The following is a 24,533-nucleotide window of genomic DNA, read 5'->3' as shown; positions in this document are numbered from 1 at the left end:
GAGAAGAGAGAAAATGTGACGAAATGCAGGAGGAGGAAGTCGGGGGAGTGAATCTTTTAGCGCAGGATCAGGGGTTTGCGACGAAGCGATATCCGACGCCACGCACGGTGACCAGGTGCTGGGGATTGGATGGATCATCCTCAATGTAACGACGCAGGCGAACGATGAAGTTGTCGATCGCGCGAGTGTCCGTATCCTCATGCACGCGCCACACCTGCTCAAGGATCTCTTTGCGAGGGACGATCTGACGTTCGCGTTCCGTGAGATACCGCAGCAGGTCTGCCTCCATCACGGTCAGGTGGGTCGTGCGATTGGGAGCTACAAGCTCAAGCTCGTCAAAGCGTATGGTGCGGTGATTGAAGGCGTACTCGGGCGATGGTGCGGCTGTCTCGGCCTGTTTTGTGGTGACGGCGGGATCGCGCTGCCAGGCTGTACGCCGCAGAAGCGATTTGAGGCGTACGAGCAGAATGTTGAGATCGAAGGGTTTCGGAAGGTAGTCGTCAGCCCCTGCCTCGATTCCCTCGAAAATCTCCTCGGGGCGGGATCGCGCAGTCAACATGAGCACAGGCGTAAAGAGCTTTGCTTCGCGAAGTTCGCGAACGATCTCAATTCCGTCTGTTCCGGGGAGCATGCAATCCAGCACCACCGCTGCGATCGACTCTCCCGGATCCAGGAGATAGGCGAGTGCGGCATCACCGTCGGATTCGTGACGAGTTCGGTAACCTTCTGCCTGCAGGTTGAAGAGAAGCCCCTGCGCGAGATGCTCTTCATCCTCCACGACGACGATGAGGGGCGCGTCCATGAGAGCCGCTCCTGTGGTCATGCACGCTCCTTCATGGTCGGGTAGGAGCGGCCGTTGGCCATAGAGCTGGAGGCTTCGCTCGCTGTGGAAGGATTTGCGAGAGGAAGGGTGAGGGTAATGGTTGTTCCCATGTTCGGCCCCTGGCTCGCGGCTGTAGCGTCGCCGCCGTGCTGGCGCGCGATGCTGCGAACGAGAAAGAGTCCGAGACCGGTTCCCTTGATGCGCAGCATGGTTCGGCCCGGGACACGGTAAAAGCGGCGGAAGATACGTTTGTGCTGGTTCGGCGGGAGTCCGACGCCGGTATCGGTGATCCGCAGTGTGGCCCATGTGTAGTGCGTGATGGCGAGCGAGCAGCGGACGTGAACGCCTTCGGGAGAGTACTTAACAGCGTTATCCAGCAGATTGAGGATGGCGATGCGGAGATCGTCAGCGAGTCCCATGACCCGGAGGTGAACGCCGCCCGGTACCGGCTGCAGAACGATTGCATCGGGCGGAAGGTGATGGCGCTGGAGAGTTATCGCGATGCACTCGGAGAGGAGAGACCCCAGATCGATGAGTGTACGACTCTGCTGCCGGTGGCGCTGGCCAAGCTGACCCGCCTTGAGAACCTGTTCGACGGTCGCCAGCAGGCGGTCGGAGTCTGCAAGCATGTTGGTGTAGAACTGCTGGCGTTGGGCCTCGTCGACCGGCCGGCGCTGCAAGGTCTCAAGGTAGAGACGGATGCTGGCGATGGGGGTCTTCAGCTCGTGCGTGACGGCGTTCAGGAAGGAGTCCTGACGTTCGTTACGGCGGATCTCTCTGACGAGAAACACGGTATTGAGAACGACACCGGCGATGAGCATGGCGAAGAGGATGATTCCGACGACAGCCAGTGCGACGGTGCGCTCATTGAGAACGACCCAGCCAATATTGAGAGTGACTGCGAGCCCAACGAGAAGGGTGCCGAGCGTAATGAAAAAGGCGATCGTTCCGCGGCGTCGAGTAAAGTTCATGCCCAGGCTCTATGCGAAGTATACGAGCACGGCGGTCCAATCGCATGGAAACAGGAGAGGAAGACGAAGAAGCATCGTTGACGGGCCGGAAAGGGCAAAAGGAGAACCGGCCATGAATCGAAGTTCACGGCCGGTCGCTTCTTCTGCGGATTGAGTTCTGCGGATCGGTTACCGGACCATAAATTCAGCCCTGCAGCCCTTGTCGACCCAGATGCCGCGACTATCCGATCCCCACGTGCGTCCCTGGATGCAGGCGGACCCGCTGCGCTGCTTGGTCAGCTGAACGCCGTGTCGGCTGTTTGCACTGCAGTAGTTGCGCTTGCCATCGTCGGATGCGCAGTAGATTGTCTGGCCCCCACCGTTTCCATTTCCTCCACCGTGCCAGTTGTTGCCGCCGTTTCCATTGCCGCCGCCGTTCCAGTTATTGTTGTTGCCGTTTCCGCGCCTGGTGATGAACTCAGCCCTGCAGCCTCGGTCGACCCAGATGCCGCGGTTATCATATCCCCAGGTTTGCCCCTGGATGCAGGCGGATCCGCTGCGCTGTTTGGTCATCTGAACACCGCCACGGGTGTCGGCATTGCAGTAGTTGCGGTGCCCATCGTCCGATGCGCAGTAGATGGTCTGGCCGTGTGCAGCGGGGGGCTTAATGAAGACTGCGCAGGCTACCAGGGAAAGGAAAAGAAGGGTCAGAAGTCGAACCTTGGGAATCATGAACGCCTCTCGATCGAATCGGTTGAATATGTTTTTCACATCGACAGCTGATTAACTCGACGACAATGCTTCCGCAATTTATCTCATCGAATGAGATGCAATTTTCAACGACAAGTATGTACCACATGCGAAAGGGTTTTTGCCGGAGCGAGGGGTGCCGCAGGCAAAGAAGAGGGCGCAGAGAGTAGTCTCCGCGCCCCTTTAGTACTGTCTTAGATGGATCGTTACATTCCGGCAGGCTTCGGGTCGACAGGATCAAACTTGGCGATCTGGACCTTCTTGGCCAGACCGACCTTTTCGAGCAGCCAGATGCCGTAGTAGTTGATGTCGAACTCGTACCAGGCAAGTCCGTGCCGAGCGCTGACCGGATGAGCATGGTGATTGTTGTGCCAGCCTTCGCCACCGGTCAGGATGGCTACCCACCAGTTGTTGCGGGAGTCATCGCGGGTCTCAAAGCGGCGCTTGCCCCAGAGGTGCGTGGCGGAGTTAACCAGCCATGTGGCATGCAGGCCGAGCGTGACGCGGAGGAAGGTTCCCCAAAGCACCATTCCGAGCGCACCGACGATGCGATGTTCGGGAGGCGCGATCGCAGCTCCGAGGGCGACCTGCAGCAAGCCTGCGAGGGTCAGCGGGAGCCAGTGATACTTCGACAGCCAGACGTGGACCGGGTCCCGGGTGAGGTCGGGAGCATAGCGGCCGAGCAGAGCAGTCTCTGAGTGGAGCGCGCGACCGGAGATGATCCAGCCAGCGTGTGCCCACCAGGTGCCGTCGTGAGGAGTGTGCGGATCGCCGTCGTGATCGGAGTTCTGATGATGGACGCGATGGGTGGCAACCCAGAAGATGGGTCCGCCCTCAAGCGCCATGGTGCCGCAGGTGGTCAGGAAGTACTCGACCCACCGGGGAGTCTTGTAGCCGCGATGCGTCAGCAGACGGTGATAGGCCATGCCGATTCCGACGTTGATCGCGAAGAAGTACATCACGGCCGCGACCGCGAGATTAGTCCAGGAGAAGAAGAACAGCGCAGCGATCGCGCCGACGTGGAACAGGCCCATTGCGATCGCCGTGATCCAGTTGATGCGGCCTTCCTGGTGCTCGCGGCCCATGCGAAGGTCTTCACGAACCTTGCGGGCTGTGCGCGTAGCAGCAGAGATGGCGGCTTGCTGCTCTGTGGAGATGGAGGCCTGGGTGATCTCTTCCGTCGGAATCATTGATGTGCTCATAGGGTCTGTTTTGCTTCCTTCCAGAACTTCTATTTCGAAGCTAACAGGATGTGAGAAGGGTGGATGTAAGAGTTTTGTAATGCCTTAGGTGCCTGCATTTACGGGACAAATTGAGCGGTTTTCGCCAGGGTTTCCGGGCGAAGGAAATCGCAGATTTCTTCTAAAAGAGAGTGGGAATTAGATTTGCGATGCTTGACATATTCTTATATGGGAATATACAGTTCGGTTCATGGCTAGAGCAGCAACTACCGCAGACGTCTTCAACGCGATCGCTGAACCTCGCCGCCGCGAGATTATCGGCGTGCTTGTGGACGGTCAGGAGCGTGCGGTGGGCGATGTCGTGAGACTTGTGCGTCTGCCGCAGCCTGCGGTCTCCAAGCACCTGGGTGTTCTGCGCCGGGTCGGCGTGGTCACCGTGGTCAAGCGGGGGCAGCACCGCATGTACCGGTTGAATGCGGCGGAGCTGAAGCCGGTTCATGACTGGGTCAGGATGTTCGAGAAGTACTGGACGCACCAGATCTCCCGTATCAAGGAGCGTGCAGAGCAGAAGGCTGCCGAAGCGATCGGTCAGGCTCATGGAGCTAAGCTATCGTCCGGCAAAAACGAAGAGTAACCAGAGCTCAGGAGAGTGACGAAGGCTCTGGGTGGCTGTTGATTTCCGACCGAAAAGGAGAAAAGACGATGCCGGTAGCAGAGCAACAAGCGGTTCAGACATTCGAGATTTTGCGAGAAGAGGAGATTGCGGCGCCGGTTGCTGTTGTCTTCGAGACGCTTCTGGAGCAATTGGGCCCTTACAACGAAAGGCCCGACAAGGTACCGCTCCCGATGAAGCTTGAACCATGGCCCGGTGGCCGGTGGTTTCGCGACTTTGGCAACAACACCGGGCACTGGTGGGGAAACGTACAGGCGATCAAGCCTCCTGCCCTGCTTGAGATAAGCGGCCCCCTCTTCATGTCGTATCCGGCGACCTCAAATGTGCAATACCGACTGAGCGAGGAGAACGGAGTGACGCGGCTGAAGTTTGCCCACCGGGCTGCCGGGTGGATGCCGCCTGAGATCACTGAACAGGTTCATCTCGGATGGGAGTACATCATCGCCAAGGTCCGTGAACGATCGCAGCTTCGCAAGTAAGTCCTGCAAGGGTTGTGGCAGGAGTGAGCTTTAGCGACAGAATCCAAGCAGCGAATCACCGAACCCATAGGAGGACGAACATGCAGAACGCAGTTGTCTCTCGAAGTGAATGGTTGAACAGCAGGAAGGCTTTTCTGGCCAAGGAGAAGGAACTCACCCGGCGGAAGGATGCGCTGAACAAGGAAAGGCTTTCGCTGCCGTGGGTAAAGGTCGAAAAGGAGTATGTCTTCGAAGGTCCCGAAGGCAGCCGAACGCTCGGAGAGCTGTTTGGCGCCAAAGACCAGTTGCTGATCTATCACTTCATGTTCGGCCCGGAGTGGGAGCAGGGATGCCAGTCCTGCTCCATGGCTGCCGATACGATTAACGGCAACCTCGCGCACCTCAATGCTCGCGATATTGCGCTGGCCGTTATCTCGCGGGCTCCGCTGCCAAAGATTGAGGCGTTCCGCAAGCGAATGGGTTGGAGCTTCCCCTGGTTATCATCGTTCGCCAATGATTTCAACTCGGACTTCGGTGTGTACTTCACGCCGGAGCAGCGCGGTGGCAGCGGGTACTACAACTTCGGGACCGGGCAGCACCCCAGTGAAGAGGCTCCGGGCATCAGCGCGTTCTACAGGAATAAAGGAACGGGCGATGTCTTCCATACCTACTCGAGCTATGCGCGCGGAGTGGAGGGCCTGCTGGGCGTCTATTCGCTGATCGACCTCACTCCGAATGGGCGGAACGAGGGCGCGCTGGCATACCCGATGGCCTGGGTTCGTCACCACGACCGATATCAGACGGCGTAAATCTCTCTCAAAACAAGATTCGAGGATGCTATGAGCACAGCGATCGTAGATCACGAAGTCGTATCGGCCGCGAAGTGGACGGAGGCGCGCAAGGAACTCCTGAAGAAAGAGAAGGAGCTGACGCGCCAGAGGGAAGAGGTAAGCCGGCTGCGGCGTGAGCTGCCATGGGAGAAGATCGACAAGAACTACATCTTTGACGGGCCGCGAGGCAAGGAAAGCCTGTCGGAGCTCTTTGGAGCGAACAGTCAGCTTATCGTGTACCACTTCATGTTTGGGCCGGAGTGGAGCGAGGGCTGCCCGTTCTGTTCTTTCCTTGCCGATGGGATTGACGCTGCAGAGATCCATCTCAAGAATCACGATGTGACCCTGCTTGCGGTCTCACGCGCACCCTATGCCAAGATTGCTGCCTTTAAAGAGCGCATGGGCTGGAAGTTCAAGTGGGTTTCGTCATCGGGAAGCGACTTCAACTTCGACTATGGCGTGTCGTTCCAGAAGCCGGGGCACAACGGTTCGGACGAGCACGCTAGGGCCGAGGAGCGGATCGAATACAACTACAGCACCATGCCGTTCTTCAGTGAAGAGATGCCGGGGACCAGTGTTTTTTACAAGAATCCTGATGGCGAGATCTTTCACACGTATTCAAGTTATGCGCGGGGCGGAGAGGCGCAGCTGATTGCTTATAGCTACCTTGACCTGACCCCGAAGGGCCGCAACGAGACCGGCGCGCGCCGTGATCTGACAGAATGGGTGAAACACCACGACAAGTATGAAGAACCCGCGGCGCACACCTGCTGCGGAGGACAGTGATGCAGGTCCATAGCTGCTGCCCTGCGAACGGGCGCAACAGCTTTCCAGCACCTTCGAAGGCGCGACAGGCAAGAGATGCTGGCGAGTGGGGAGTCCCGACACTCGTTCTCTTTCTATTGCCCAAGTGTCCCATGTGTGTCGCTGCTTATGTCGCGATGTTTACGGGAATTGGTTTGAGCATCGAAGCTGCGACATGGCTGCGGGCGTCAACGCTTGCAGTCTGTGTTCTGGCGCTAACGGCATTAACGACACGGCTGTTGCGACGTTACTTTGTACCTGGATGATCTTGCCTTTGCCCTGTCTGGCTCAGCTACCATCCGACACCGCAGATCCTTCGACTTCGCGCTGGCGCGCTTCGCTCAGGATGACACCTGTCCGAAGCGTTGCAAAGATTTTCAGATCCGAATGGAATCGCATGTTCTGCGCGACTGCATAAGGCGTCTGTGTCGCTCTCGCTTTTAGCGGATATGTGGCTGACTATCAGCGCAACATCGCACTGGTTCCCACGACCTCCCCAGCCTTCAGGTAGTTTCCGTAGCCGACGATTACGGTTGAGCCGATGAGAAGAAGCAGGCCAAGAGTCACCAGAATCTTGGTCCGCTTGCTGGTTCCGCGCCACTCCTTGAGGGCCAATCCCCAGAGCGTGGCGAAGATGATGATCGATGCCATGTGCAAGGTCCAAGAGGAGAAGTCGTACTTGCCCATCTTGGTCTGGCCCATGGAATAGAAGAAGAACTGGAAGTACCAGATCACTCCCGCCATCGCCGCGAAGAGATAGTTGGCGGTAAGGGTGCGTGAGGACAGGCGGTCGTAGGTGGATGGGTCCAGGGGATCGAAGTCGACCATCGTCTGTCCGGAGGAGTGGCTGGCGCGCATGGGGTTCATGCCGGGCTCGCCCAGGAACTGTTTGGCGGAGCTGTTTTTGATGATCAGGATGACGGACCAGACGAAGTTGGTGAGGAAGCCTCCCCACAAGACCACGATCAGCACCGGCAGGTTCTGCCAGAGGTCGAGGCGGTTGTGGGCAAGCAACTCCTGCTTGGCTACCGTGGCGATGGGGGCTCCAGCCTTGAGGCCGAAGGCGAAGAAGGAGCTCATGATTCCTGCGAAGACGGCTACCGCAAGCCCCTTGCCGAAGTTATAGTCGGTCTCTCCGGCCTCTGCTTTCTCTTCCGGAGTGACCTCGCGTTCCTTCGAGAGTCCCGCTGCTCCATTGACAGCGACGGCGATCAGGCAGACGGCCACGCCCACCAGGATGATCTGACCGGACCGCTCATGCAGGATAGTGGACATCTCTCCGCTGTAGATGGGGGGAATCAGGGTTCCGAAAGCGGTGCAGAGTCCAAGAGCGATGGCATAGCCGAGGGCGATGCCGAGGTAGCGGATCGCCAGGCCGAAGGTAAGGCCGCCCATGCCCCAGAGAACTCCCCAGAGGACGGCATAGCGGATGCTGGTCGGGTCGTGCTGGTAAGCGGTATGCAGAACGTAGGAGAGATTGGGGACGAAGATCCACGCGAGTACGATGGGAGCGACGATCCAGGCGGCAAAACCCTGGATCAGCCAGTAGATCTCCCACGACCAGCGTTTGATAGCGCGGAAGGGAATGAAATTGGTAGCTGAGGCGAATCCGCCTATCCAATGATAGATAACGCCGATAAAAGGATTTGGTCCCACGAAGTCTCCGATTTGAGGAATGATAAAAGAAAGGGCTCCACGGGAGCGCGTACTATCGTAGCTGACATGAATTGTATCGAGAAACAAAATCTCTATTGAACCAGCTACGGCTGCACTGCAACTGGAGGTAGATCTGCAAGTCTCTCTGTTTATAACCTGTTATAACGACACCCTGTTTCCTGAGACAGGCAAGGCCGTCGTCAGAGTGCTCGAGCGGCTGGGCCATACGGTTGATTTTCCAGCGGGACAGACCTGCTGTGGACAGATGCACTGGAATACCGGTTATCAGACCGAAGCACTTCCGCTGGTGGGACGCTTTGTGGAGCAGTTTCGTCACGCGGAGGCGGTGGTGGTTCCCTCCTCAAGCTGCGTGGCGATGATGCGCGACCACTATCCGAAGATGGCTGACGAGATCGGAGATCGCAAGCTGATGGCCGAGGTAGCTGAGCTGCTGCCGCGCGTCTACGAATTTTCGGAGTTCCTGACCAAACGCCTCGGGCTTACGGACGTGGGCGCGTACTATCCGCACCGTGTGACCTACCACGCCAGCTGCCACGGCCTGCGCAATCTCGGGCTGGGAGACGGCCCGCTGAATCTGCTGAGGTCGGTGAAGGGTATCGACCTGGTCGAGATTGAGAATATGGAACAGTGCTGCGGCTTTGGCGGAACCTTCGCCGTGAAGAATGCAGACGTCTCCAGTGCGATGCTGGCAGAGAAGACAACCGCGGTCCTCAATACGGGCGCTGAGGCCTGCACTGCATGCGACAACAGCTGCCTTATGCACATTCAGGGAGCGCTGCACAGACAGCGGACGGGAGTCCAGACCGTTCATCTGGCCGAGATCCTGGCGGGAGCTGAGAGGGACGTGCTTTGAGTTCAGCGAATTCGGTCCTCGATCCCAAGCACTCCGTTCTTGATCCCAAGACCTCTCCGGCCTTCCCGATTGCGGCCAGGGTTACGCTGGGCGACACGCAGCTCAGAAAGAATGTCCGTCACGCGACGGAGGTCATTCAGAACAAGCGCGCCCGGGTCGTCGGCGAGATGCCGGACTGGCAGCAGCTCCGCGAAAGCGGCAAGCAGATTCGCCAGCATACGATGGCGAACCTGGACTACTACCTCGAAGAGTTTGAGCGTAACTGCACGCGAGCGGGAGGAAAGGTCCACTGGGCCCGCGATGGAGAAGAGGCCAGGCGCATCGTCACCGCGCTGGTAAAGGAGCATGCCGCGCCGGAGCGTCCGGAGGTCATCAAGATCAAATCGATGACGACCGAGGAGATTCATCTGAATCTTGCGCTCGAGGCAGCAGGCGTAAAGACCTACGAGACCGATCTCGCAGAGCTCATCATTCAGCTGGGTCATGATCAGCCATCGCACATCGTCGTTCCCGCGCTTCATAAGAATCGCCAGCAGATTCGCGAGATCTTTCAGCGCGAGATGAACCTTCCGGAGCTGGGCGACAAGCCGCAGGATCTGGCGGACGCTGCTCGGCGGTTTCTGCGGGAGAAATTCCTTCGAGTGAACACGGCCGTCAGCGGCGCCAACTTTCTGATCGCCGAGACCGGCGGGGTCTGCATTGTGGAGAGCGAAGGCAACGGAAGGATGTGCCTCACGCTGCCGGATACCCTCATCACCATCGCGGGTATCGACAAGGTTCTTCCGCGATATCAGGATCTTGAGGTTATGCTGCAGCTGCTACCGCGTTCCGCTACCGGCGAGCGCATGAATCCCTATAACTCCATCTGGACCGGAGTTCAGCAGGGAGATGGGCCCACAAACTTCCACGTTGTCCTGATGGATAACGCACGAACGGCTGTTCTGGCCGACGGAGAGGGCAGGCAGACCTTGAACTGCATCCGTTGCGGAGCCTGCCAGAACGCCTGCCCTGTGTACAGGCAGACGGGTGGTCACGCCTATGGATCGGTCTACGCCGGGCCTATCGGTGCCATCCTGACGCCTCAACTGCAGCAGCTGCACCACGCACAGACGCTGCCCTATGCCTCGTCGCTCTGCGGCGCCTGTTACGAGGTGTGCCCGGTCAAGATCAACATCCCCGAAGTCCTTATTCACCTGCGCAACAAGGTGGTCAGACAGAAGGGACCGCTCACTCCCGAGGCCTTGGCCATGAGGGCGGCGGGCTCTCTCTTCCGTTCCGAGCGCCGATTCCGTGCCGCACAACGCCTGGGCCGGTTTGCCGAGACGCCGCTCGTTCGCCGCGATGGAAAGGGCGAGGGGTGGATTGGATGGCTGCCGGGGCTTCTCGGCGGCTGGACGCAGGTGAGGGACCTGCGCGAGATGCCAAAGGAGACCTTCCGTGAGTGGTGGGAGAAGAGAGGAAAGCGTGGCAACTGACACAAGCGGAGCTTTGGATACGTCGTCGGCGCGCGCGGAGATTCTGCGTCGGATACGCACGGCGAATGCCGGGTCAGCCAATGCCGCAGGAGCGGCGGAACAGTGGGCTGCGATTGAGCGGCCCTACCGTCGGACACCGAGTGGGTCGCGCGAAGAGATCCTTGAGCTTCTGGAGGATCGCCTGCGTGACTACGACGCAAATGTGGTCCGGGTGAAAGAAGCTGAGATCGCCTCGGTTATCGGCCGGATGCTGACCGAGCGAGGCCGGGCAAAGTTGCTGATCCCCAGTGGTTTGGATCGAGCGTGGCTGCCCGAAGGCTTCGAGTTTGTCATCGACGAGGGGGTCCCAGCCTCGGTGCTGGATGGCTTCGACGGAGTAGTGACTGCGTCCACGGTCGCCATCGCACTGACTGGCTCCGTCGTGCTGCAGAACGTGGCCGGGCAGGGAAGGCGGGCCGTCTCTCTTGTGCCCGACTATCACCTTTGTCTGGTTCGGGTGGATGACGTGGTGGAGACTGTTCCGGAGGCCTTCGATCGGCTCAAGGCGACCGCGAATCTGCCTACGACTTTCTTTGCTGGACCCTCTGCAACGGCTGACATCGAGATGACTCGCATCAAGGGTGTTCACGGTCCCCGTTTTCTCGACATCATTCTGGTTGAATAGATTGGCCCTAATTTGGTCTCAAACAGAATCTGCGGATTTGTGAGAAGATGACATCCTATTTTGGTCAGGGTTCTACTTTCGGTGGAAGAGGTTTTTACATTTCTTTGACCTCTGGAAGGCTGAAATCGCTGGTGTCGCCCTGCCCCGATAGGTATATTTGTCCGACGAATGGGAAACCGAGAAACACATTCACGAGTGGCAGCTAAGCCGGTCTCTGATTAGTCTTCTCTTCGCTCGTACCGGCCGCCTCTGATCGTTCTGGCTCGCTGCATGGCGTGATCTGTCGTTGTCTCGGCAGTTCGTCATGAGGTGTCTGCGATGAGGTACATCCTTCGGCGGCCCGATCTTCTCGCATTAGCTCTTACCGCGCTGCTCGCCTGTCCTCCTGTCGTCTGGAGTCAGGCAGCTTCTTCGCGAAGACTCTCAAGAAACAGCCCTGGCGGCAGTTCCGTCTCACGAGCCGCCGATGGAGTCGTCATCCCGGGACCGCTGCGATCGTTCCTGCGAATGGCCGGCATCAGCCAGAAGGTTCCGGCAGAAGAAGTTATGCCCCTGCTCGCACGCAACGTCTTCATGCAGGGCTACAGCCAGCAGAAGCCGACCGAGTTCCTCCTTCTTCTGAGTCGGTATGTCCAGCAGGCGCGGGAGCTGCGGATTCTCGCCGGTAGCAGCGGAACGATCAACGTGAGGGGCTGCGGGGATGCGGGCACGCTGCTGCAGATCCTCGGTTATCGCGTAGTCGGGAACTGCCAGGACAAAGGCCTCACTCTCGCAACCTCGAATCCCGACCTTGCATTTCTGACCATCGACTCCGGCTTCCCGCTGATGACGCTTGAGGAATCACTGCAGAAGGGAGTCGAGTTCAACTATTCGTTCCCGTCCACGAGGGTTCCAGTCCTGATGCGAGAATCTGACTGGCTGGCGCTGGATCGCAAGCGGTCCGCAGATAACCTTGTCGATCTCATGGTGAGGGAGCCGGGCATAGCGCGCCTTTACTGGGCGATGTCCCGCAATGACGATGAAACCAACCTGGCGCTGGCACGAGCTCCTGGACTGGCGAGGCTGCTTCCCTATGCGCCGGTTCTCGACTTTTACGGCAGTGAGATCTCCATCCGTTCCGGCCGTGTTCTCGTACCCGGAGGAGCGAAAGCCGAACCGGTGTGGAGAGAGCTAGCCGGGGCCGGTCCGGACAATCCTGGCGAATTTGTCTCACACCTGGTGTCCAAGGATAACGGCTGGCTGGCCGCGTACTACGATGTCCTTTCCCGTATAAACGTATCCCAGCAGCAGCACCTGACAGAGCCGGCGCGGATGAAGCGTCTCTACGAAGCCTTCCGTTTCCCACAGATCGATCCGCCTGCGACTGCCAGTGTCTTTCGCAAGGCTCCCGGCCTGCTGCTTCTGTTTACCCGCGTCGAGTGGGACCCTGACGGTCAGCCTCACGTGCCCGGAGGCATCGATCTCTGGAAAGAAGCCCTCGGGCAGAAGTCGGACTACAAGCTGGTCCACACGTGGGCAAAACGGGCTCGTGGATGGAACAACTCCGAGCAGCTGCTTGAAGCCATGGCATCGCTGTCGCGCCTCGATACCGACACCGGTCCGCTTCAGGCGTATCTCACGCTCAGCGAGATTGATGCAGGAAGACCTGGTAACGGCAAGTTATCGGCAGACGCCTGCCGTCTTCTGACGAAGAACTTCCAGCGCTTCGGCACGTGGTATCTGGTGTTCTCTGAATTCCCCGAACTCAACGACGAGTCCATCACTCGCTTCATGAACGTCGCAGAATCCATCGAGGGGATCTCCAATGTCACCCTGCGCGGCAATGTGGTGGGCGCGATGCAGGCAAATGTCGGGATCTGGCAGATTCTCGCCCGTCAGGGCGAGATTCCCGCAGCGGAGCTGAACGACTCGTGGATGAAAGCCATGGGGCCGTTCGCAAAGATTACCTCTTCCTCTCAGCTCTTCGATGCGGCGAGGTCTTCGGTTTCGGAGGTAATGAAGTCAGCCGGAGCCACCAACATCTCGCAGGAAGCTCTGGTCGACCTGATGGCAGGACCTCCGCAGCAGACTGCCGAAGGACAACGCATACGGCAGGAGATCGGGACCCGCATCCGTAACGTCTTCGAGGACCAGAGGCTGGTCTCTCTCGATACGCTCTTCGGTCTGAGCGATGGTCTGGCCGCCATGGCGCAGGGTGCGCCCGCGCAGCAGAACATGCTTGCACTGGCCGGTGAGCTTCGCGAGTTCGAGATGCCGCGACCCATCTTCACGAACAGCGAGAAGATCAGCTGGGCTCCCGGAGTCTATTCCACCCATCACGCCGAACTCCAGGTCAAGACTGACCTGACCAAGGTCATCAAAGGGCCGGGTACAAAGTCGCAGCTGGAGTCTGCCCGGGGGCAGTTGTCTCCTTTCCTGCGCGATGCCCTTGTGGGCCTGAACTACGCCTATTACGAGCCGCCCGGAGCGCAGGTGCTCCACAACAATTCACTCTTCGTGCGTTCGCACGACTTCTCGGGCCTGACCGTAGTCTCCACCGAGCGATCGTGGATGCCTCCTGAGCTGATGGGGGTAGGAACTCCGGCCGGAGGAGGTGCTTACCTGATGGGCTCCCTCTCGGACCTTCCTTATGCGCTTGCTTCCACCGAGCAGGACTTTATTGCTCCTGAGAACATTCAGGCTCTCATCTGGAAGGAGCTGGTGCCCGATCTGCTGGTCAGTGCGACCGTTCCCAGATGGTGGAGCATAAGCCCTCACGAACTACACGCCGTCACTCTCTATCAGCGCTCCGGAGAGGAGCTTCTGTTGATGGCCGAGCACGATGCTGCGCTGCGTGGACAGGTCAGCAGTATTTTGGCTAACCGGATGGCGCCGCAACGGTTGGAGACGCTGGATAAATCGCTCGCCAACAACGAAGACGCCATCGCTATCCTTGCCCAGACGATTCCTGCCGACACCTTTTACCTCGCGGCAGAGTATCGCCGCAGGTATCCCGCCCGGGTAGCCTCGATTGGCCCTCAGAACCAGCAGCTCGACACACTTTGTAGCCAATATCCTTCAGACACCACGACACAACGGCTCTCGCATGACTTCGGGGTTCCTCATCCCGTTCTCGCCCGCAGCTATGCCCCGGGCCTCCTTTATGTAAAGCCATTCCCGTCCTTCGGAGGAGCGTCCAGCCGCCTCTTTGGCGAGTCCTGGGAGTCGAACAATCTTTACTGGGCGCGTCTGGCAGATGAAAAGGGCTACGAACCTGCAGCGCTCAACCGGCTGGTTCCTGAACTAACCCGTCGCATGACCGCTAAGATCTTCGCGACAGATCTTGAAGACTGGCCGGCTCTCGAACGAGCCATGCAGGAAGCTGGCCAGGAGTTTATGCAAGGGAAGGTCACTGGCTTCCCCTCTGCGACGACAACAACTCTCCTGCAGGCGCCTGACGGTCAGCCGCAGATACCAGCTTCTGGAGGCTCACGGTGAAGAAATCGCTTCTTTCAATTTTAGTGTTGTCCTCTCTGCTTGTGCTGGGGGGCGAACGCAGAACGGCAGCGCAGGATGATTCCCGCATTCTGGTCAATGTCGTCCTGGTGCAGCTAAACGTTGCCGTGACCGATCGCAAAGGGAACTACATCAGCGGTCTCAAACCTGAAGACTTTGCCATCGCAGAGGATAAGATCCCGCAAAAGATCGCCACGTTTGAGGAAGGAAACGAGCCGACCCACCGTCTTGTGCTGAGCGGTCCGGACGGCAAGATGGTCGAGCAGACGATAAAGCAGACTACCCAAGGGACCGCTACCGCCGATTCACCGGCTTCAATCGGTCCGTCGATTACGAGTTCCAACGTCTTCATCCTCTTCGATACCAGCAACTACATGTATCGTGGCTTCGTCTTCGCACAGGATGCGATTGCCGACTTCGTCCGCTCGCTCGATGGAATCTCTCGTGTGGCGCTCTACTCTTACAGCCGCGATCTCTCTCGCGCCGTTCCGCTCACGTCCGAGCGTTCCACGGTTCTTCGAGGAGTTCGCAGCACAGTCGCCGGAGATGATGCAGCGCTCTACAATTCGCTGCTGATGACCGTCAAGGACGCTGCGCAGTTTACCGGTCGCAAGGCGATCGTCGTCTTCTCCAACGGTCCGGACAATGCAAGCCTGGTGCCGCCGGAGGATGTGGCAGAGCTTGCGCAGTCCACCGGAACAATTATCTACATGATCAGCACACGCGATGCTCAGGCGGAGCCAATCTCCTCGGCAGTCTTCGAGAGAATGAGCAAGGCCACAGGAGGCAAAGCCTACTTCGCAAAGAGCTGGAAGGATGAGAAGGACGCCTTCGCCTCGATCCGCGAAGATCTCGCCCATCTCTACTCCTTGAGCTATTATCCGCAGCCCAATCCCAACCGGGGCTGGCGAACTATCACCGTCAAGCTCGTCGGCGAGAATGCCCAGAAGTATCGCATCCGTACGCGTGACGGATATCGTGTTCTGAAACCGGCGCAGATCGCCTCCGCTGCCGGCTCTCCGGCCTCGTCCGATCCGGTTGCAAAATGAAGTAACGTTCGGTCCCGGATCAGGGCTGGAAGACCAGGCGTGTACCCTCGGCTGGCTCGTTCCAGAGCTTCTCCACGTCCTTGAGGGGTGCTGCACGAAACTTCATCGCGAATGGCCGTTCCGACGCAGACGCAAAGAATTCCCCGATAGCCAGCTGGATCTGCTGGAGAGACGCGCTCCCGAATCCGCTGCCCAGGACCTCGACCCCGGAGCTGCGCAGGGTTGCGGCAGGAAGGGTCAGGGTCGCGCCAGCGCTGTTGCCAATCTGGATGAAGCGAAGTCGGGGTGCAGCATGATCCAGGCCTTTTTGCGCGATTGCCTGAAAGACCATCTCCGCAGGCTGTCCCCAGAGATAATCCAGAATGACGTCAACACCGTTGCGATCTAGCTCTTCGCGAAGCGACTTCACCAGCGTCTCCTGATCCTGGCCGAGCGTGATGACTGAGTCTGCGCCCAGCTCCTTCATCGCATCCCCGTCGATATGCCTGCCCACCGCGATAATGTGTCGCGCTCCGAGGCGCTTGGCGATCTCGAGGCTCAGCTGACCGGCTACTCCCGTCGCTCCCAAAACAAGAACGCTCTCGCCCTGTAGAAATTTTGCACGCTCCTTGAGTGCCACCCAGGATGACATGCCGGGATTCGCCATCGCTGCCGCAGCCGTCGGGTCGAGCCCGTCCGGCAGCTGGACCAGCAAGTCTGTCCGGGCTAAGGAGTACTCGGCGAACGTCCCGAACGGAGGGCGTGCCGCGCCGAAGTAAGCTGTGCTGCCATCTTCGAATTGTCCCACGCCGTCGACCCCGGGAATGAAGGGGAACTGCCCCGTGCTGCCGTAGTGGGTTCCGTTGGCGAGTGATTTCACGATCGGGTGCAGTCCGGCTGCGAGCACCTTCACGAGGCGCTCTCCGGTCTGGGCCACGGGATCGGTAAAGGATGCGTAGTGTGGACTGCGGGTATAGCTCTCGACGACGGCGGCATTCATCAGCGGATCTCCTCTGCCGTCTATAGATGTGACCTGGCTTCCAGCCGATTCAAGCCGGACGTTCTAGTCACCCTCGGTGAAGTAGCAGCGCAAAAGTCCGCAGATGACAGCCATAAGTCCCCCAAGGAGCATCAGCCGAGGAGCGATCGATGCCTTGCCCATGGCGTAGGGAAGCAGAAAGATCCCGACACCCGCATACATAAGAATGGTCAGCAGCGTTCGCGCGGTGCTCGTGTTCACGTTGTTTCCCTCGCCGCGCCCTCGAGTCTGCATCCGGTCATCCATGGTGTAGAGTGGCGGTACCCGTGCGGCAATCCCTGCCGAAATATATAACCTTCGTTTTTCCTGCTGTGCAAGACCTATCTCCCGATGGAAGGTGTCTCATGCAGCACTTCAACCTCGCGTACCTTCGGCGCACCCTGTTTGTACTCCTGCTGGTTGTTCTCTTCAACTCGAACTTTTCCCGTTCCCAGAGCAGGCAGGATACATCTGCTGAGGATCGCATCTCCTCTCAGGTCATCAAGCTACAGAATGGGATTACCTTGAACTACGCCGTGCAGGGCAATCCCGACGGTCCCGTCATCGTCCTTCTGCACGGTGCCGGAGACTCCTGGCACTCCTTCGCGCGCGTGCTCCCTCTTCTGCCCTCGAGCTACCGCGTCTATGCGATTACGATGCGGGGTCACGGTCTCTCCGACCATCCGCCCGCGGGCTATTCACGCGCTGACTTTGCCGGCGATATCCTCGAATTTCTCGAGCAGCTTCAAATCCGTCACGCGACCCTTGTCGGGCACTCTCTCGGAAGCTTTGTCGCGCAAAAGATCGCTGAACAGGATAACGGCCATCTCGACCGGTTGGTTCTGATCGGCTCCGGTCCCGGCACGCAGCGAAAGAGATCCTCCAGCGAGGACATTACCAGTCCCTTCGCGAAGCTAGCCGATCCTATCCCTTACACCTTTGCCCGGGACTTTCAGGCGAGCACGATCTACTACCCGGTCCCGGCATGGTTTTTCGAGATGATGGTGGGGGAGGCGCAACGGGTTCCCGCTGCAACCTGGCATGGACTCGCTGCGAGCATCGGGGCTGGTGAGTCGCTCGATGAACTGAAGAAGATCCGAGTTCCGACGCTCCTCTTCTGGGGAGAGAAGGACTCCATCTTCCGCCGCGAAGATCAGGATGCCCTGCTCAAGAACATCCCTCGTGCCTCTTTGAAGGCCTATCCCGAGACCGGTCACGCCCTGCATTGGGAACGGCCTGAGCGGTTCACCGCAGACCTTCTGGCTTTCATTGGCTCGCCGGTAACTCCGTGAGACGGACCGCGCGGAGCCTCAGGAGAACTTGACCGTGAAGACCTCGTTTGCCTTAACGGGCAGGACCAACTCATCGGGTCCTGCACCGGGAATCGTCTCCGTTTGGCTGGGCGAGACGGACGCAATGCGTTGCCCCTTTGGGGCCAGGATGTGGTGCGTGAGATCGAGGTGAGCCTTCAGGGTCGCCATGGTCGCCTTGCCATTCTGCCACTCGAGGTCGATCTCCAGACCGCCTCGGGCCCGCAGCCCGCGAAACGAGCCATTTTGCCACGCCTTCGGCAGCGCAGGCAGAAGCCGGATGACGTTGGCCGCCGACTCCGCTCCCCTCAGCTGTGCGGCCTCGCTGCTTCCCCCGCTGGCGTGCGACTGCAGCAGCATCTCAACCATGCCGGTTGGTCCGCCGATGTTGCCGTCCATCTGGAAGGGCGAGTTCGCTTTCTTGCCGCAGATGTCGAAGAAATTTCCGCGCGTGTGATCGGCGAGCAGACGCTGCAGGCTTTCATACGCGGCATCTCCGTCCTGTAGCCGCGCCATGCAGCAGAGAACCCAGGCACGCGACCACCCGGTGGAGCCTCCGCCATTGGACAGCCGACGGTCGAGCGTCACCCGTGCTGCTCGAGCCAGGTCGGGCGTTCGATTCGGCGTGATCTGATCGTCAGGGAACAGCGCGAAAAGATGCGAGATGTGCCGGTGACCGGGTTCCGCATCGGCATAGTCCTGCTGCCACTCCTGCAGGTTGCCCGCCTTGCCGATCTTGAAGGAAGGCAATTTGATCAGTGCGAGCCGCGCGCGATTGTGCAGCTCCGCGTCTGCCGTGGCATCCCAGTTGGGCGAAGTTGCAAGCACCGACGCAGACTCCAGCAGGCGGGTGAGCACCGCACGCACAATCTCAATGTCCATGGTCGGAGCCATACAGACGTTGTGCGCTGTTCCATCCGGAAGCTTGTACTTATTCTCAGGCGAGCACGATGGACCTGTCACCATGCGCTCGGTCTTGGGGTCGGTCACCATGTAGTCCAGCAGAAACTGTGCATTCTCGCGCAGCCGCGGATAGCCGCGTTCGCGCAGGAAGGTGACATCGCCCGTGTAGTCGAAGTGATCCCACATGTGCAGCGCCATCCACGCTGCTCCCATGGGCCACACTCCTCCACCCAGCGCGTCGACCGGCGACGAGTCTCCCCAGATATCGGTGTTGTGGTGCACCACGTATCCGCCCGCTCCGTAGTATTTCTGCGCGGTCACGTAGCCCGGCCCGCGCGTACGATCGATCAAATCGAACAGCGGTGCATGCAGATCCGAAAGCCCGGCACGCTCGGCCAGCCAGTAGATCATCTGGATGTTGATGTTGACCGTGTACTTCGATCCCCACGGCGGATCCACCGATTCGTTCCAGATTCCCTGCAGATTGGCCGCCAGGGTTCCCGGGCGCGAACTCGAGATCAACAGGTAGCGTCCGTACTGGAAGTAGATCGGCAGCAGGCTGAGATCTTCGCCGCCTTGCCTGATCTTCTCCAGCCGCTTGTCCGTGGCAACATTGGCATTGGCGTCAGCGGAGTCGCCGAGACTGATGGTCGCTCGCCGGAAGTATCTCTGGTAGTCCACAAGGTGGCGCGCGCGCAGCTCCGCAAACGGCCGCGACGCGGCAGCCAGCAGGTTCTTTACCACGGCACCCCGCATGATCCCTTCGCCCGCGGGATAGTGATAGCTCGTTGCGCAGTCCAGAAACAGCGTAACCGCCGACGCCTTGTCCACCGTCAGCACATTATCTTTCGTCGAAGTGACACCATCGGTTGAAACTGCCAGCAGCTCCGCATAGTACTGAATGCCGACCTGGCGCTCTTTGACTGGAAGTCCCGGGTTGTCGTTGACCGGAAGTGCCTGTCCAAACAGCTTCAGGCGGTTCTGGGCCAGCGCTGCCGTCTCGAAGTTCGCAGGCCGGTCCAACGTGGCCGTGAAACTGATCTTGCCCAGTCTGCTCGCTGTCAGACGAATCACGATCACCTGATCGGGAGCGGAGCTGAAGACCTCGCGGCGATACTGAACTCCCTCGTGGGTGAAGGTCGTCGCCACGATGGCAGTATCGAGATTCAGCTCCAGCCTGTAATCGGTGAATCCTTCCATGGGCCCGAAGTCCAGGTGGAGATCTCCAAGGGTCTGATAGCACGGGAGACGACGGGGAACGGAGAGAAAACCCTCCGGCACCAGCGCCTCCGCCTCTGCAACCTGCCCCGCAAACAGGAGCTCTCGCATCCGTTGTACGGTCTCTGCTGCCCTCGGATTGTTGCGATCGCGCTGTTCGCCGTCCCAGATGGACTCCTCGTTGAGCTGGATTCTCTCTTTGCCCGGCTGCCCGAAGACGCATGCTCCAAGTCGGCCATTTCCGACAGGCAGCGAATCCGGCCACGCAGCAGCTGGTTGATCGAAGAAGAGCTTGTAGGGGGTCGGAGCATCACCGGGATTGGGTTCCTGCCACGGCAGCGCCAGCCCCTTGGTGTGTGAGATCGTTGCGGCCGCAGCGGCGGAGGTTGCAAGAAAACGGCGGCGCGTCGGGCGATTGGACATCGATCAGGCTCCCCTGCCGGTACGAAACCCTTCCGTCCGGCTTTTTCTCGTGGCAAACAGAAATTCAGGACAACAATGGTTTCGGACTGCTCCTGCGTCCCGACCATTCTAGTGCCTCAGCGGAACATCCTTACCGGGCGAAGAGCTGACCCATGTCGGCGAAGGCCTTAAACTCGAGCGCGTTTCCCGCCGGATCGAGGAAGAACATCGTAGCCTGTTCCCCTGTCTCCCCTTTAAATCGGATGTATGGCTCAATCACGAAGGAGACGTTCGCTGCTTTCAGCCGCTCCGATAATGCCTCCCATTGCTCCATCTGCAGAACGACGCCGAAGTGAGGAACCGGGACATCATGCCCATCGACTGGATTGTGATGGGTCTGGTCTTTCTGTTTGGAAGGCTTCAGGTGGGTGACGATCTGGTGTCCGAAGAGGTCAAAATCGATCCACTGGGCAGAGCTCCGACCTTCCGGGCAGCCGAGAAGGCCTCCGTAGAAGGCTCGAGCAGCGTCAAGATCGTCGACAGGAAATGCTAGATGGAAGGGAGTAAGTGGCACCGGAAGTCTCCTTCCGTTCATCATAACGGGGTTCGACGGGTGCGGGTCCAGCTCAGGTATATTGCGGAGTCTGCGCGGGGAGTCGAACCACGAACTCGGTGCTGCCGGGGACGGAGGAAAACCGGATGATTCCGCCGTACTGATCGACGATGCGGTGCACGATGCCCAGTCCCAGTCCCGTTCCCACACCCACGGGCTTCGTGGTGTAGAAGGTGTCAAAGATATGTTCCTGGCTTTCGAGAGGGATTCCGCTTCCGTTGTCCGCAATGCGAATGCAGATCTCCAGACGCTGGTCGTTGGTCTTCGACTTTTCCGCCCAGGTCCGGACCGATATCTTTCCATGCGGCCCCACCGCATCGATCGAGTTGTCCAGCAGGTTGGTCCAGATCTGGTTCAGGCCGGTGCACTCACACTGCAGCGCGGGCAGATCGGGAGCAAAGTCCTTCTCCACCGTAATCTCTTTCTCGCGCATCTTGTGGCTCAGAATCACCAGCGTCGCATGGATACTGCTGTTGATGTCTACCGACTGCTTCAGACCCTTGCCCTCGTAGGCGTATGACTTGACCGCCATCACCAGGTCCGAGACTCTGCCGATGCTCTCCTCGATCGTACCGACCAGTTGCATGCTGGATGCCATGGCCTCCACCCAGTTCAGGGCATCCGACAGGGTCGAGCCGGGGAACTCTGATCTGGCACACTCGAGATCCTGCGCCTTGAGGCCGATCGACACCAGGGTCGGAGCCATCTTCCAGGCATTCTCGATATCCGCGCCTTCCATCCACTCTGCCAGCGCCTCTTCTGCGTCACTCTGCTCGAGCGAACTCATGACGACGGTCTGTTTTGCGTGCAGCGTATGTTCCTGCAGGTCGTGAAGGCACTCTTTCTGCTCGACGCTCAGGTTGGTCTTGCTGAACTTCGCAGAGAGCTCATGCATTCGCATCAGGTTCGATCGCAGCTGCGACGCCGCTCTCTTCGCCGCTGAGCCAGGGTTGTTCAGCTCATGCATCAGGCCCGCAGCCAGGGTCCCCAGCGAAGCCATCTTCTCCTGCTGAATCGTGACGCTCTGCATCTTCTGGAAGCGCTTGGCCATATTTCCCAGGATCGCCTTGCGGACATCCGGGCACGTCGTCATCAGGCTCCAGAAGCCCTCTTCGCTGATCTGGACCAGATGGCTCGGCTTCTCTGCCCGCAGATTGACTGCATTCGGAATATTGGCCAGCAGCGGAAGCTCACCGAAGGCGTTTCCGGGAGACAGCGAGGTGACATCCATCTCGCGCCCGTCAGACATGGTCTGAGAGATGACCATGTTGCCGTCCAGAAGCACCCAGAAGTTATGCCCCGTCTCGCCCTGGCGCACCAGAAGCTCGCCCTGTTTCAGCCAGATCTCCTCCAGTCCGTTCAGGCAGCGCAGTTCCTCATCTTTGAGCGAGGAAAAGATCGGCGTCGTTCTCAGCTGAGAGAAGAGAGTGTCGCTGATGGCTGCTGTTGGGACGGGCTGTTGAATGACCTGGGTATGTTGGCTCATGGTTGTGGTGGATTCAGACCTTTCAAAGTGTGGCAAGGTATTGGTGAACGAACTGGATGGCGATCGAGCCCTCTCCGACAGCAGAGGCGCACCGTTTAACGGAGTTGTAGCGGACATCGCCGGCGACAAAGATGCCGGGGACGCTGGTCTCGAGCAGGTAAGGATCCCGGCTCAGCTTCCAGCTTGCTGCAGCCTTTGCCTTGAGATCCGGGCCGGCGAGGATAAAGCCCTTCGGGTCGCAGGCGATCGCCTTGGGCAGCCAGTCCGTCTTAGGAGCTGCACCGATGAAGATAAACAGTGAGCTTGTCTCCCGGCCCTCTTCTCCCCGTGGAGTCTTCAACTTTAGATACTCCAGATGACCGTTTCCTGACATGCCGCTGATCTCTGTGCCCGTCTCCACCACGATGTTGGGAGTGGACTCAATCTGGTCGATCAGGTACTTCGACATGCTTTTGGTCAACGACTCGCCGCGAACGAGCATATGGACTTTGTTCGCATAGCGCGAGAAGTGCATCGCCGCCTGGCCGGCTGAGTTGGCACCGCCAACGATGTAAACGGTCTCGTTGGCGCAACCCATCGCCTCGCTGAGTGCGGCCCCGTAGTAGACACCTGCGCCGGTGTACTCTTCGGCTCCGGGGACGTCCAGCATGCAGTAGTCGACGCCGGTCGCAATCAGGCAGACATGGCAGGTGATCTCCTGCCCATCGTTCATGACCACAATCTGATAGTTGTTCTCGGACCGGATGCAGCTCACCCGTTGCAGCAGAAATTCGGCTCCCAGCCGGGTAGCCTGCAGGTAAGCGCGTTTTGCGAGCTCTTCGCCGCTGAGTCCCGAGGGAAATCCTAGGTAGTTCTCGATCTTGGAGCTGGATCCTGCCTGACCGCCCGGAGCGTTCGGCTCCACAACCAGGGTACGGAGGCCCTCGGACGCGCCGTAGACGCCTGCGGCAAGCCCAGCGGGGCCCGCACCGACGACGACGATGTCATAGAACTTCTGTTGCGCCTGTGTTGGCATGCCAAGCTTCGCCGCAAGATCTGTGGAGGTCGGCTGCACCAGCGCCGTTCCATCCCCGAAGAGAACCACGGGCAGCTTTGCGTCGTCCGCGCCCTTCTCTTTCAGCAGGTTCAGTGCCTCCGGGGTCTGTTCCGGGTTCAGCCACTGGTAGGGGATGCGGTTTCTCGAGAGGAAATCCCGAACTGCGTGATCTTTGGCCGACCAGCGCATACCGACGACCCGAATTCCTTCGAACGGCGGCTTGTAGCCCTGCTTCCATGCCTCAAGAAGATCGTCCAGGACCGGGTAAAGCTTCTCTTCCGGCGGATCCCAGGGCTTGTTCAGGTAGTAGTGAATCTTGGCTGAGTTAATGGCACGGATCGCCGCCTCGGTGTCCGCGTAAGCGGTCAGAAGAACACGCTTTGCATCCGGATAGATGTGAAGAGCCTGCTGGAGGAAGTCCACGCCCGTCATCCCCGGCATGCGCTGGTCGGACAGGAAGAGGGCTACGGTGTCGTTACGCTCCTGCAGTTGGCGGCAGATATCCAGTGCCGCACCTCCCGACGCCGCACGGACGATGCGGTAGTCCTGCCCGTAGTGGCGGCGCAGGTCCTGAACCACCGCTTCAAGCACGCTGGTATCGTCGTCAATGGCAAGCAAGATTGGCTTCGGCATACCCTTGTTATACTTTGCGGGTCCGTGTCTTTGCACACCCCGCAGTCGATTTGATGGATTCCGCCAGAGTCGAGATTCAAAAAGCCCTGTTCCGTCCCGGGATTTGAGAGGATAAGAACACACAGGCTTGGACTTCGACCAGAGGGGGTTTGTCCGAATTGAAGACACAAGAGTCAGGCGGACCGGATGGCGCCGATGAGAGGAGCACGGGGCGGAAGACCCCGTTGCAGGAGATCTCCATGAATCGAATCAT

Annotated in this window: 22 protein-coding genes; 11 read left to right on the top strand and 11 right to left on the bottom strand. The window is 59.2% G+C overall.

Translation table 11 applies throughout. The features are described from left to right. Positions 1-67: 67 nt before the first annotated feature. The 4 genes from JAO29_RS22445 to JAO29_RS22430 form a co-directional block, all read right to left on the bottom strand. Positions 68-823, bottom strand: a complete 756-nt coding sequence (locus JAO29_RS22445; protein ID WP_334270515.1) for a response regulator transcription factor — start codon at positions 821-823, stop codon at positions 68-70. Then, positions 820-1,794 carry a sensor histidine kinase gene (locus JAO29_RS22440; RefSeq protein WP_334270514.1) on the bottom strand — a complete coding sequence of 325 codons (975 nt, stop codon included), beginning with the start codon at positions 1,792-1,794 and terminating at the stop codon, positions 820-822. Before JAO29_RS22440 ends, JAO29_RS22445 begins: the two co-directional genes overlap by 4 nt. Before the next feature lie 168 nt (positions 1,795-1,962). Then, a complete protein-coding gene (locus tag JAO29_RS22435) occupies positions 1,963-2,505 on the bottom strand; it encodes a DUF3011 domain-containing protein (protein ID WP_334270513.1) in 543 nt (180 codons plus the stop codon). Between the two features lie 224 nt (positions 2,506-2,729). Then, positions 2,730-3,608, bottom strand: a complete 879-nt coding sequence (locus JAO29_RS22430) for an acyl-CoA desaturase (protein ID WP_334270523.1) — start codon at positions 3,606-3,608, stop codon at positions 2,730-2,732. Between the two features lie 346 nt (positions 3,609-3,954). Between JAO29_RS22430 and JAO29_RS22425 the strand changes: the two genes are divergently transcribed. The 5 genes from JAO29_RS22425 (at position 3,955) to JAO29_RS22405 (ending at position 6,735) form a co-directional block, all read left to right on the top strand. Then, a complete protein-coding gene (locus JAO29_RS22425) occupies positions 3,955-4,338 on the top strand; it encodes an ArsR/SmtB family transcription factor (RefSeq protein WP_334270512.1) in 384 nt (127 codons plus the stop codon). 68 nt (positions 4,339-4,406) lie between these two features. Further along, a complete protein-coding gene (locus tag JAO29_RS22420) occupies positions 4,407-4,856 on the top strand; it encodes an SRPBCC family protein (RefSeq protein WP_334270511.1) in 450 nt (149 codons plus the stop codon). Between the two features lie 80 nt (positions 4,857-4,936). Continuing rightward, the gene (locus tag JAO29_RS22415; protein ID WP_334270510.1) at positions 4,937-5,644 is read left to right on the top strand and encodes a DUF899 domain-containing protein; all 708 of its coding nucleotides are present in this window, start codon (positions 4,937-4,939) and stop codon (positions 5,642-5,644) included. A 30-nt stretch (positions 5,645-5,674) separates the two neighbouring features. Further along, positions 5,675-6,451: a DUF899 domain-containing protein gene (locus JAO29_RS22410; protein ID WP_334270509.1), complete on the top strand. Its 777-nt coding sequence runs from the start codon at positions 5,675-5,677 to the stop codon at positions 6,449-6,451. Further along, positions 6,451-6,735, top strand: coding sequence for a hypothetical protein (locus JAO29_RS22405; RefSeq protein ID WP_334270508.1), 285 nt, complete (start codon positions 6,451-6,453; stop codon positions 6,733-6,735). The genes JAO29_RS22410 and JAO29_RS22405 overlap by 1 nt, the downstream gene beginning before the upstream one ends. Before the next feature lie 196 nt (positions 6,736-6,931). Here the strand turns inward: JAO29_RS22405 and JAO29_RS22400 are convergent, their stop codons facing one another. Then, entirely contained in the window at positions 6,932-8,125 is a 1,194-nt protein-coding gene (locus JAO29_RS22400; RefSeq protein ID WP_334270507.1) for an L-rhamnose/proton symporter RhaT, read from the bottom strand. Positions 8,126-8,258: 133 nt separating this feature from the next. Between JAO29_RS22400 and JAO29_RS22395 the strand changes: the two genes are divergently transcribed. From JAO29_RS22395 to JAO29_RS22375, 5 genes are all read left to right on the top strand, one after another. After that, entirely contained in the window at positions 8,259-8,999 is a 741-nt protein-coding gene (locus tag JAO29_RS22395; RefSeq protein ID WP_334270522.1) for a (Fe-S)-binding protein, read from the top strand. Then, a complete protein-coding gene (locus tag JAO29_RS22390; RefSeq protein ID WP_334270506.1) occupies positions 8,996-10,474 on the top strand; it encodes a LutB/LldF family L-lactate oxidation iron-sulfur protein in 1,479 nt (492 codons plus the stop codon). Before JAO29_RS22395 ends, JAO29_RS22390 begins: the two co-directional genes overlap by 4 nt. Beyond that, positions 10,464-11,138: a LutC/YkgG family protein gene (locus tag JAO29_RS22385; protein WP_334270505.1), complete on the top strand. Its 675-nt coding sequence runs from the start codon at positions 10,464-10,466 to the stop codon at positions 11,136-11,138. The genes JAO29_RS22390 and JAO29_RS22385 overlap by 11 nt, the downstream gene beginning before the upstream one ends. A 318-nt stretch (positions 11,139-11,456) precedes the next feature. Continuing rightward, positions 11,457-14,615 (top strand): hypothetical protein, encoded by a 3,159-nt coding sequence (locus JAO29_RS22380; protein WP_334270504.1) that lies wholly within the window; start codon positions 11,457-11,459, stop codon positions 14,613-14,615. After that, positions 14,612-15,682, top strand: coding sequence for a VWA domain-containing protein (locus tag JAO29_RS22375; RefSeq protein WP_334270503.1), 1,071 nt, complete (start codon positions 14,612-14,614; stop codon positions 15,680-15,682). Before JAO29_RS22380 ends, JAO29_RS22375 begins: the two co-directional genes overlap by 4 nt. A gap of 19 nt (positions 15,683-15,701) precedes the next feature. Here the strand turns inward: JAO29_RS22375 and JAO29_RS22370 are convergent, their stop codons facing one another. Together JAO29_RS22370 and JAO29_RS22365 are read right to left on the bottom strand one after the other, a co-directional pair. Further along, positions 15,702-16,661 (bottom strand): quinone oxidoreductase family protein, encoded by a 960-nt coding sequence (locus JAO29_RS22370; protein WP_334270502.1) that lies wholly within the window; start codon positions 16,659-16,661, stop codon positions 15,702-15,704. A gap of 63 nt (positions 16,662-16,724) precedes the next feature. Beyond that, positions 16,725-16,934 carry a hypothetical protein gene (locus JAO29_RS22365; protein ID WP_334270501.1) on the bottom strand — a complete coding sequence of 70 codons (210 nt, stop codon included), beginning with the start codon at positions 16,932-16,934 and terminating at the stop codon, positions 16,725-16,727. Between the two features lie 110 nt (positions 16,935-17,044). Here JAO29_RS22365 and JAO29_RS22360 point away from each other — a divergent pair, with 110 nt between their 5' ends. Further along, positions 17,045-17,971, top strand: coding sequence for an alpha/beta fold hydrolase (locus JAO29_RS22360; RefSeq protein ID WP_334270500.1), 927 nt, complete (start codon positions 17,045-17,047; stop codon positions 17,969-17,971). An 18-nt stretch (positions 17,972-17,989) separates the two neighbouring features. On the opposite strand, the gene JAO29_RS22355 is transcribed toward JAO29_RS22360, so the two are convergent. The 4 genes from JAO29_RS22355 to JAO29_RS22340 all read right to left on the bottom strand — a co-directional run bounded on the left by JAO29_RS22355 (position 17,990) and on the right by JAO29_RS22340 (position 24,280). Continuing rightward, positions 17,990-20,533 (bottom strand): glycoside hydrolase family 95 protein, encoded by a 2,544-nt coding sequence (locus JAO29_RS22355; RefSeq protein WP_334270499.1) that lies wholly within the window; start codon positions 20,531-20,533, stop codon positions 17,990-17,992. Positions 20,534-20,663: 130 nt separating this feature from the next. Then, on the bottom strand, positions 20,664-21,086 hold the full coding sequence (locus JAO29_RS22350; RefSeq protein ID WP_334270498.1) for a VOC family protein: 423 nt from the start codon (positions 21,084-21,086) through the stop codon (positions 20,664-20,666). A gap of 52 nt (positions 21,087-21,138) precedes the next feature. Beyond that, positions 21,139-22,611, bottom strand: coding sequence for an ATP-binding protein (locus JAO29_RS22345; RefSeq protein WP_334270497.1), 1,473 nt, complete (start codon positions 22,609-22,611; stop codon positions 21,139-21,141). 22 nt (positions 22,612-22,633) lie between these two features. Further along, positions 22,634-24,280 carry an FAD-dependent oxidoreductase gene (locus tag JAO29_RS22340; RefSeq protein WP_334270496.1) on the bottom strand — a complete coding sequence of 549 codons (1,647 nt, stop codon included), beginning with the start codon at positions 24,278-24,280 and terminating at the stop codon, positions 22,634-22,636. Positions 24,281-24,533: the final 253 nt, after the last annotated feature.

It is taken from the genome of Edaphobacter sp. HDX4 (assembly GCF_036877565.1).
Classification (GTDB): domain Bacteria; phylum Acidobacteriota; class Terriglobia; order Terriglobales; family Acidobacteriaceae; genus Edaphobacter.
This window is presented reverse-complemented; position numbering and strand designations above follow the sequence as displayed.

What these genes read in the sequence shown, in the direction of transcription:
- JAO29_RS22440 (WP_334270514.1), bottom strand. Translation starts at nt 1,794, where the DNA reads ATGAACTTTACTCGACGCCGCGGAACGATCGCCTTTTTCATTACGCTC.
- JAO29_RS22365 (WP_334270501.1), bottom strand. Translation starts at nt 16,934, where the DNA reads ATGCAGACTCGAGGGCGCGGCGAGGGAAACAACGTGAACACGAGCACC.
- JAO29_RS22340 (WP_334270496.1), bottom strand. Translation starts at nt 24,280, where the DNA reads ATGCCGAAGCCAATCTTGCTTGCCATTGACGACGATACCAGCGTGCTT.
- JAO29_RS22370 (WP_334270502.1), bottom strand. Translation starts at nt 16,661, where the DNA reads ATGAATGCCGCCGTCGTCGAGAGCTATACCCGCAGTCCACACTACGCA.
- JAO29_RS22405 (WP_334270508.1), top strand. Translation starts at nt 6,451, where the DNA reads ATGCAGGTCCATAGCTGCTGCCCTGCGAACGGGCGCAACAGCTTTCCA.
- JAO29_RS22360 (WP_334270500.1), top strand. Translation starts at nt 17,045, where the DNA reads ATGCAGCACTTCAACCTCGCGTACCTTCGGCGCACCCTGTTTGTACTC.
- JAO29_RS22445 (WP_334270515.1), bottom strand. Translation starts at nt 823, where the DNA reads ATGACCACAGGAGCGGCTCTCATGGACGCGCCCCTCATCGTCGTCGTG.
- JAO29_RS22345 (WP_334270497.1), bottom strand. Translation starts at nt 22,611, where the DNA reads ATGAGCCAACATACCCAGGTCATTCAACAGCCCGTCCCAACAGCAGCC.
- JAO29_RS22355 (WP_334270499.1), bottom strand. Translation starts at nt 20,533, where the DNA reads ATGTCCAATCGCCCGACGCGCCGCCGTTTTCTTGCAACCTCCGCCGCT.
- JAO29_RS22430 (WP_334270523.1), bottom strand. Translation starts at nt 3,608, where the DNA reads ATGGGCCGCGAGCACCAGGAAGGCCGCATCAACTGGATCACGGCGATC.
- JAO29_RS22415 (WP_334270510.1), top strand. Translation starts at nt 4,937, where the DNA reads ATGCAGAACGCAGTTGTCTCTCGAAGTGAATGGTTGAACAGCAGGAAG.
- JAO29_RS22435 (WP_334270513.1), bottom strand. Translation starts at nt 2,505, where the DNA reads ATGATTCCCAAGGTTCGACTTCTGACCCTTCTTTTCCTTTCCCTGGTA.
- JAO29_RS22425 (WP_334270512.1), top strand. Translation starts at nt 3,955, where the DNA reads ATGGCTAGAGCAGCAACTACCGCAGACGTCTTCAACGCGATCGCTGAA.
- JAO29_RS22410 (WP_334270509.1), top strand. Translation starts at nt 5,675, where the DNA reads ATGAGCACAGCGATCGTAGATCACGAAGTCGTATCGGCCGCGAAGTGG.
- JAO29_RS22420 (WP_334270511.1), top strand. Translation starts at nt 4,407, where the DNA reads ATGCCGGTAGCAGAGCAACAAGCGGTTCAGACATTCGAGATTTTGCGA.
- JAO29_RS22380 (WP_334270504.1), top strand. Translation starts at nt 11,457, where the DNA reads ATGAGGTACATCCTTCGGCGGCCCGATCTTCTCGCATTAGCTCTTACC.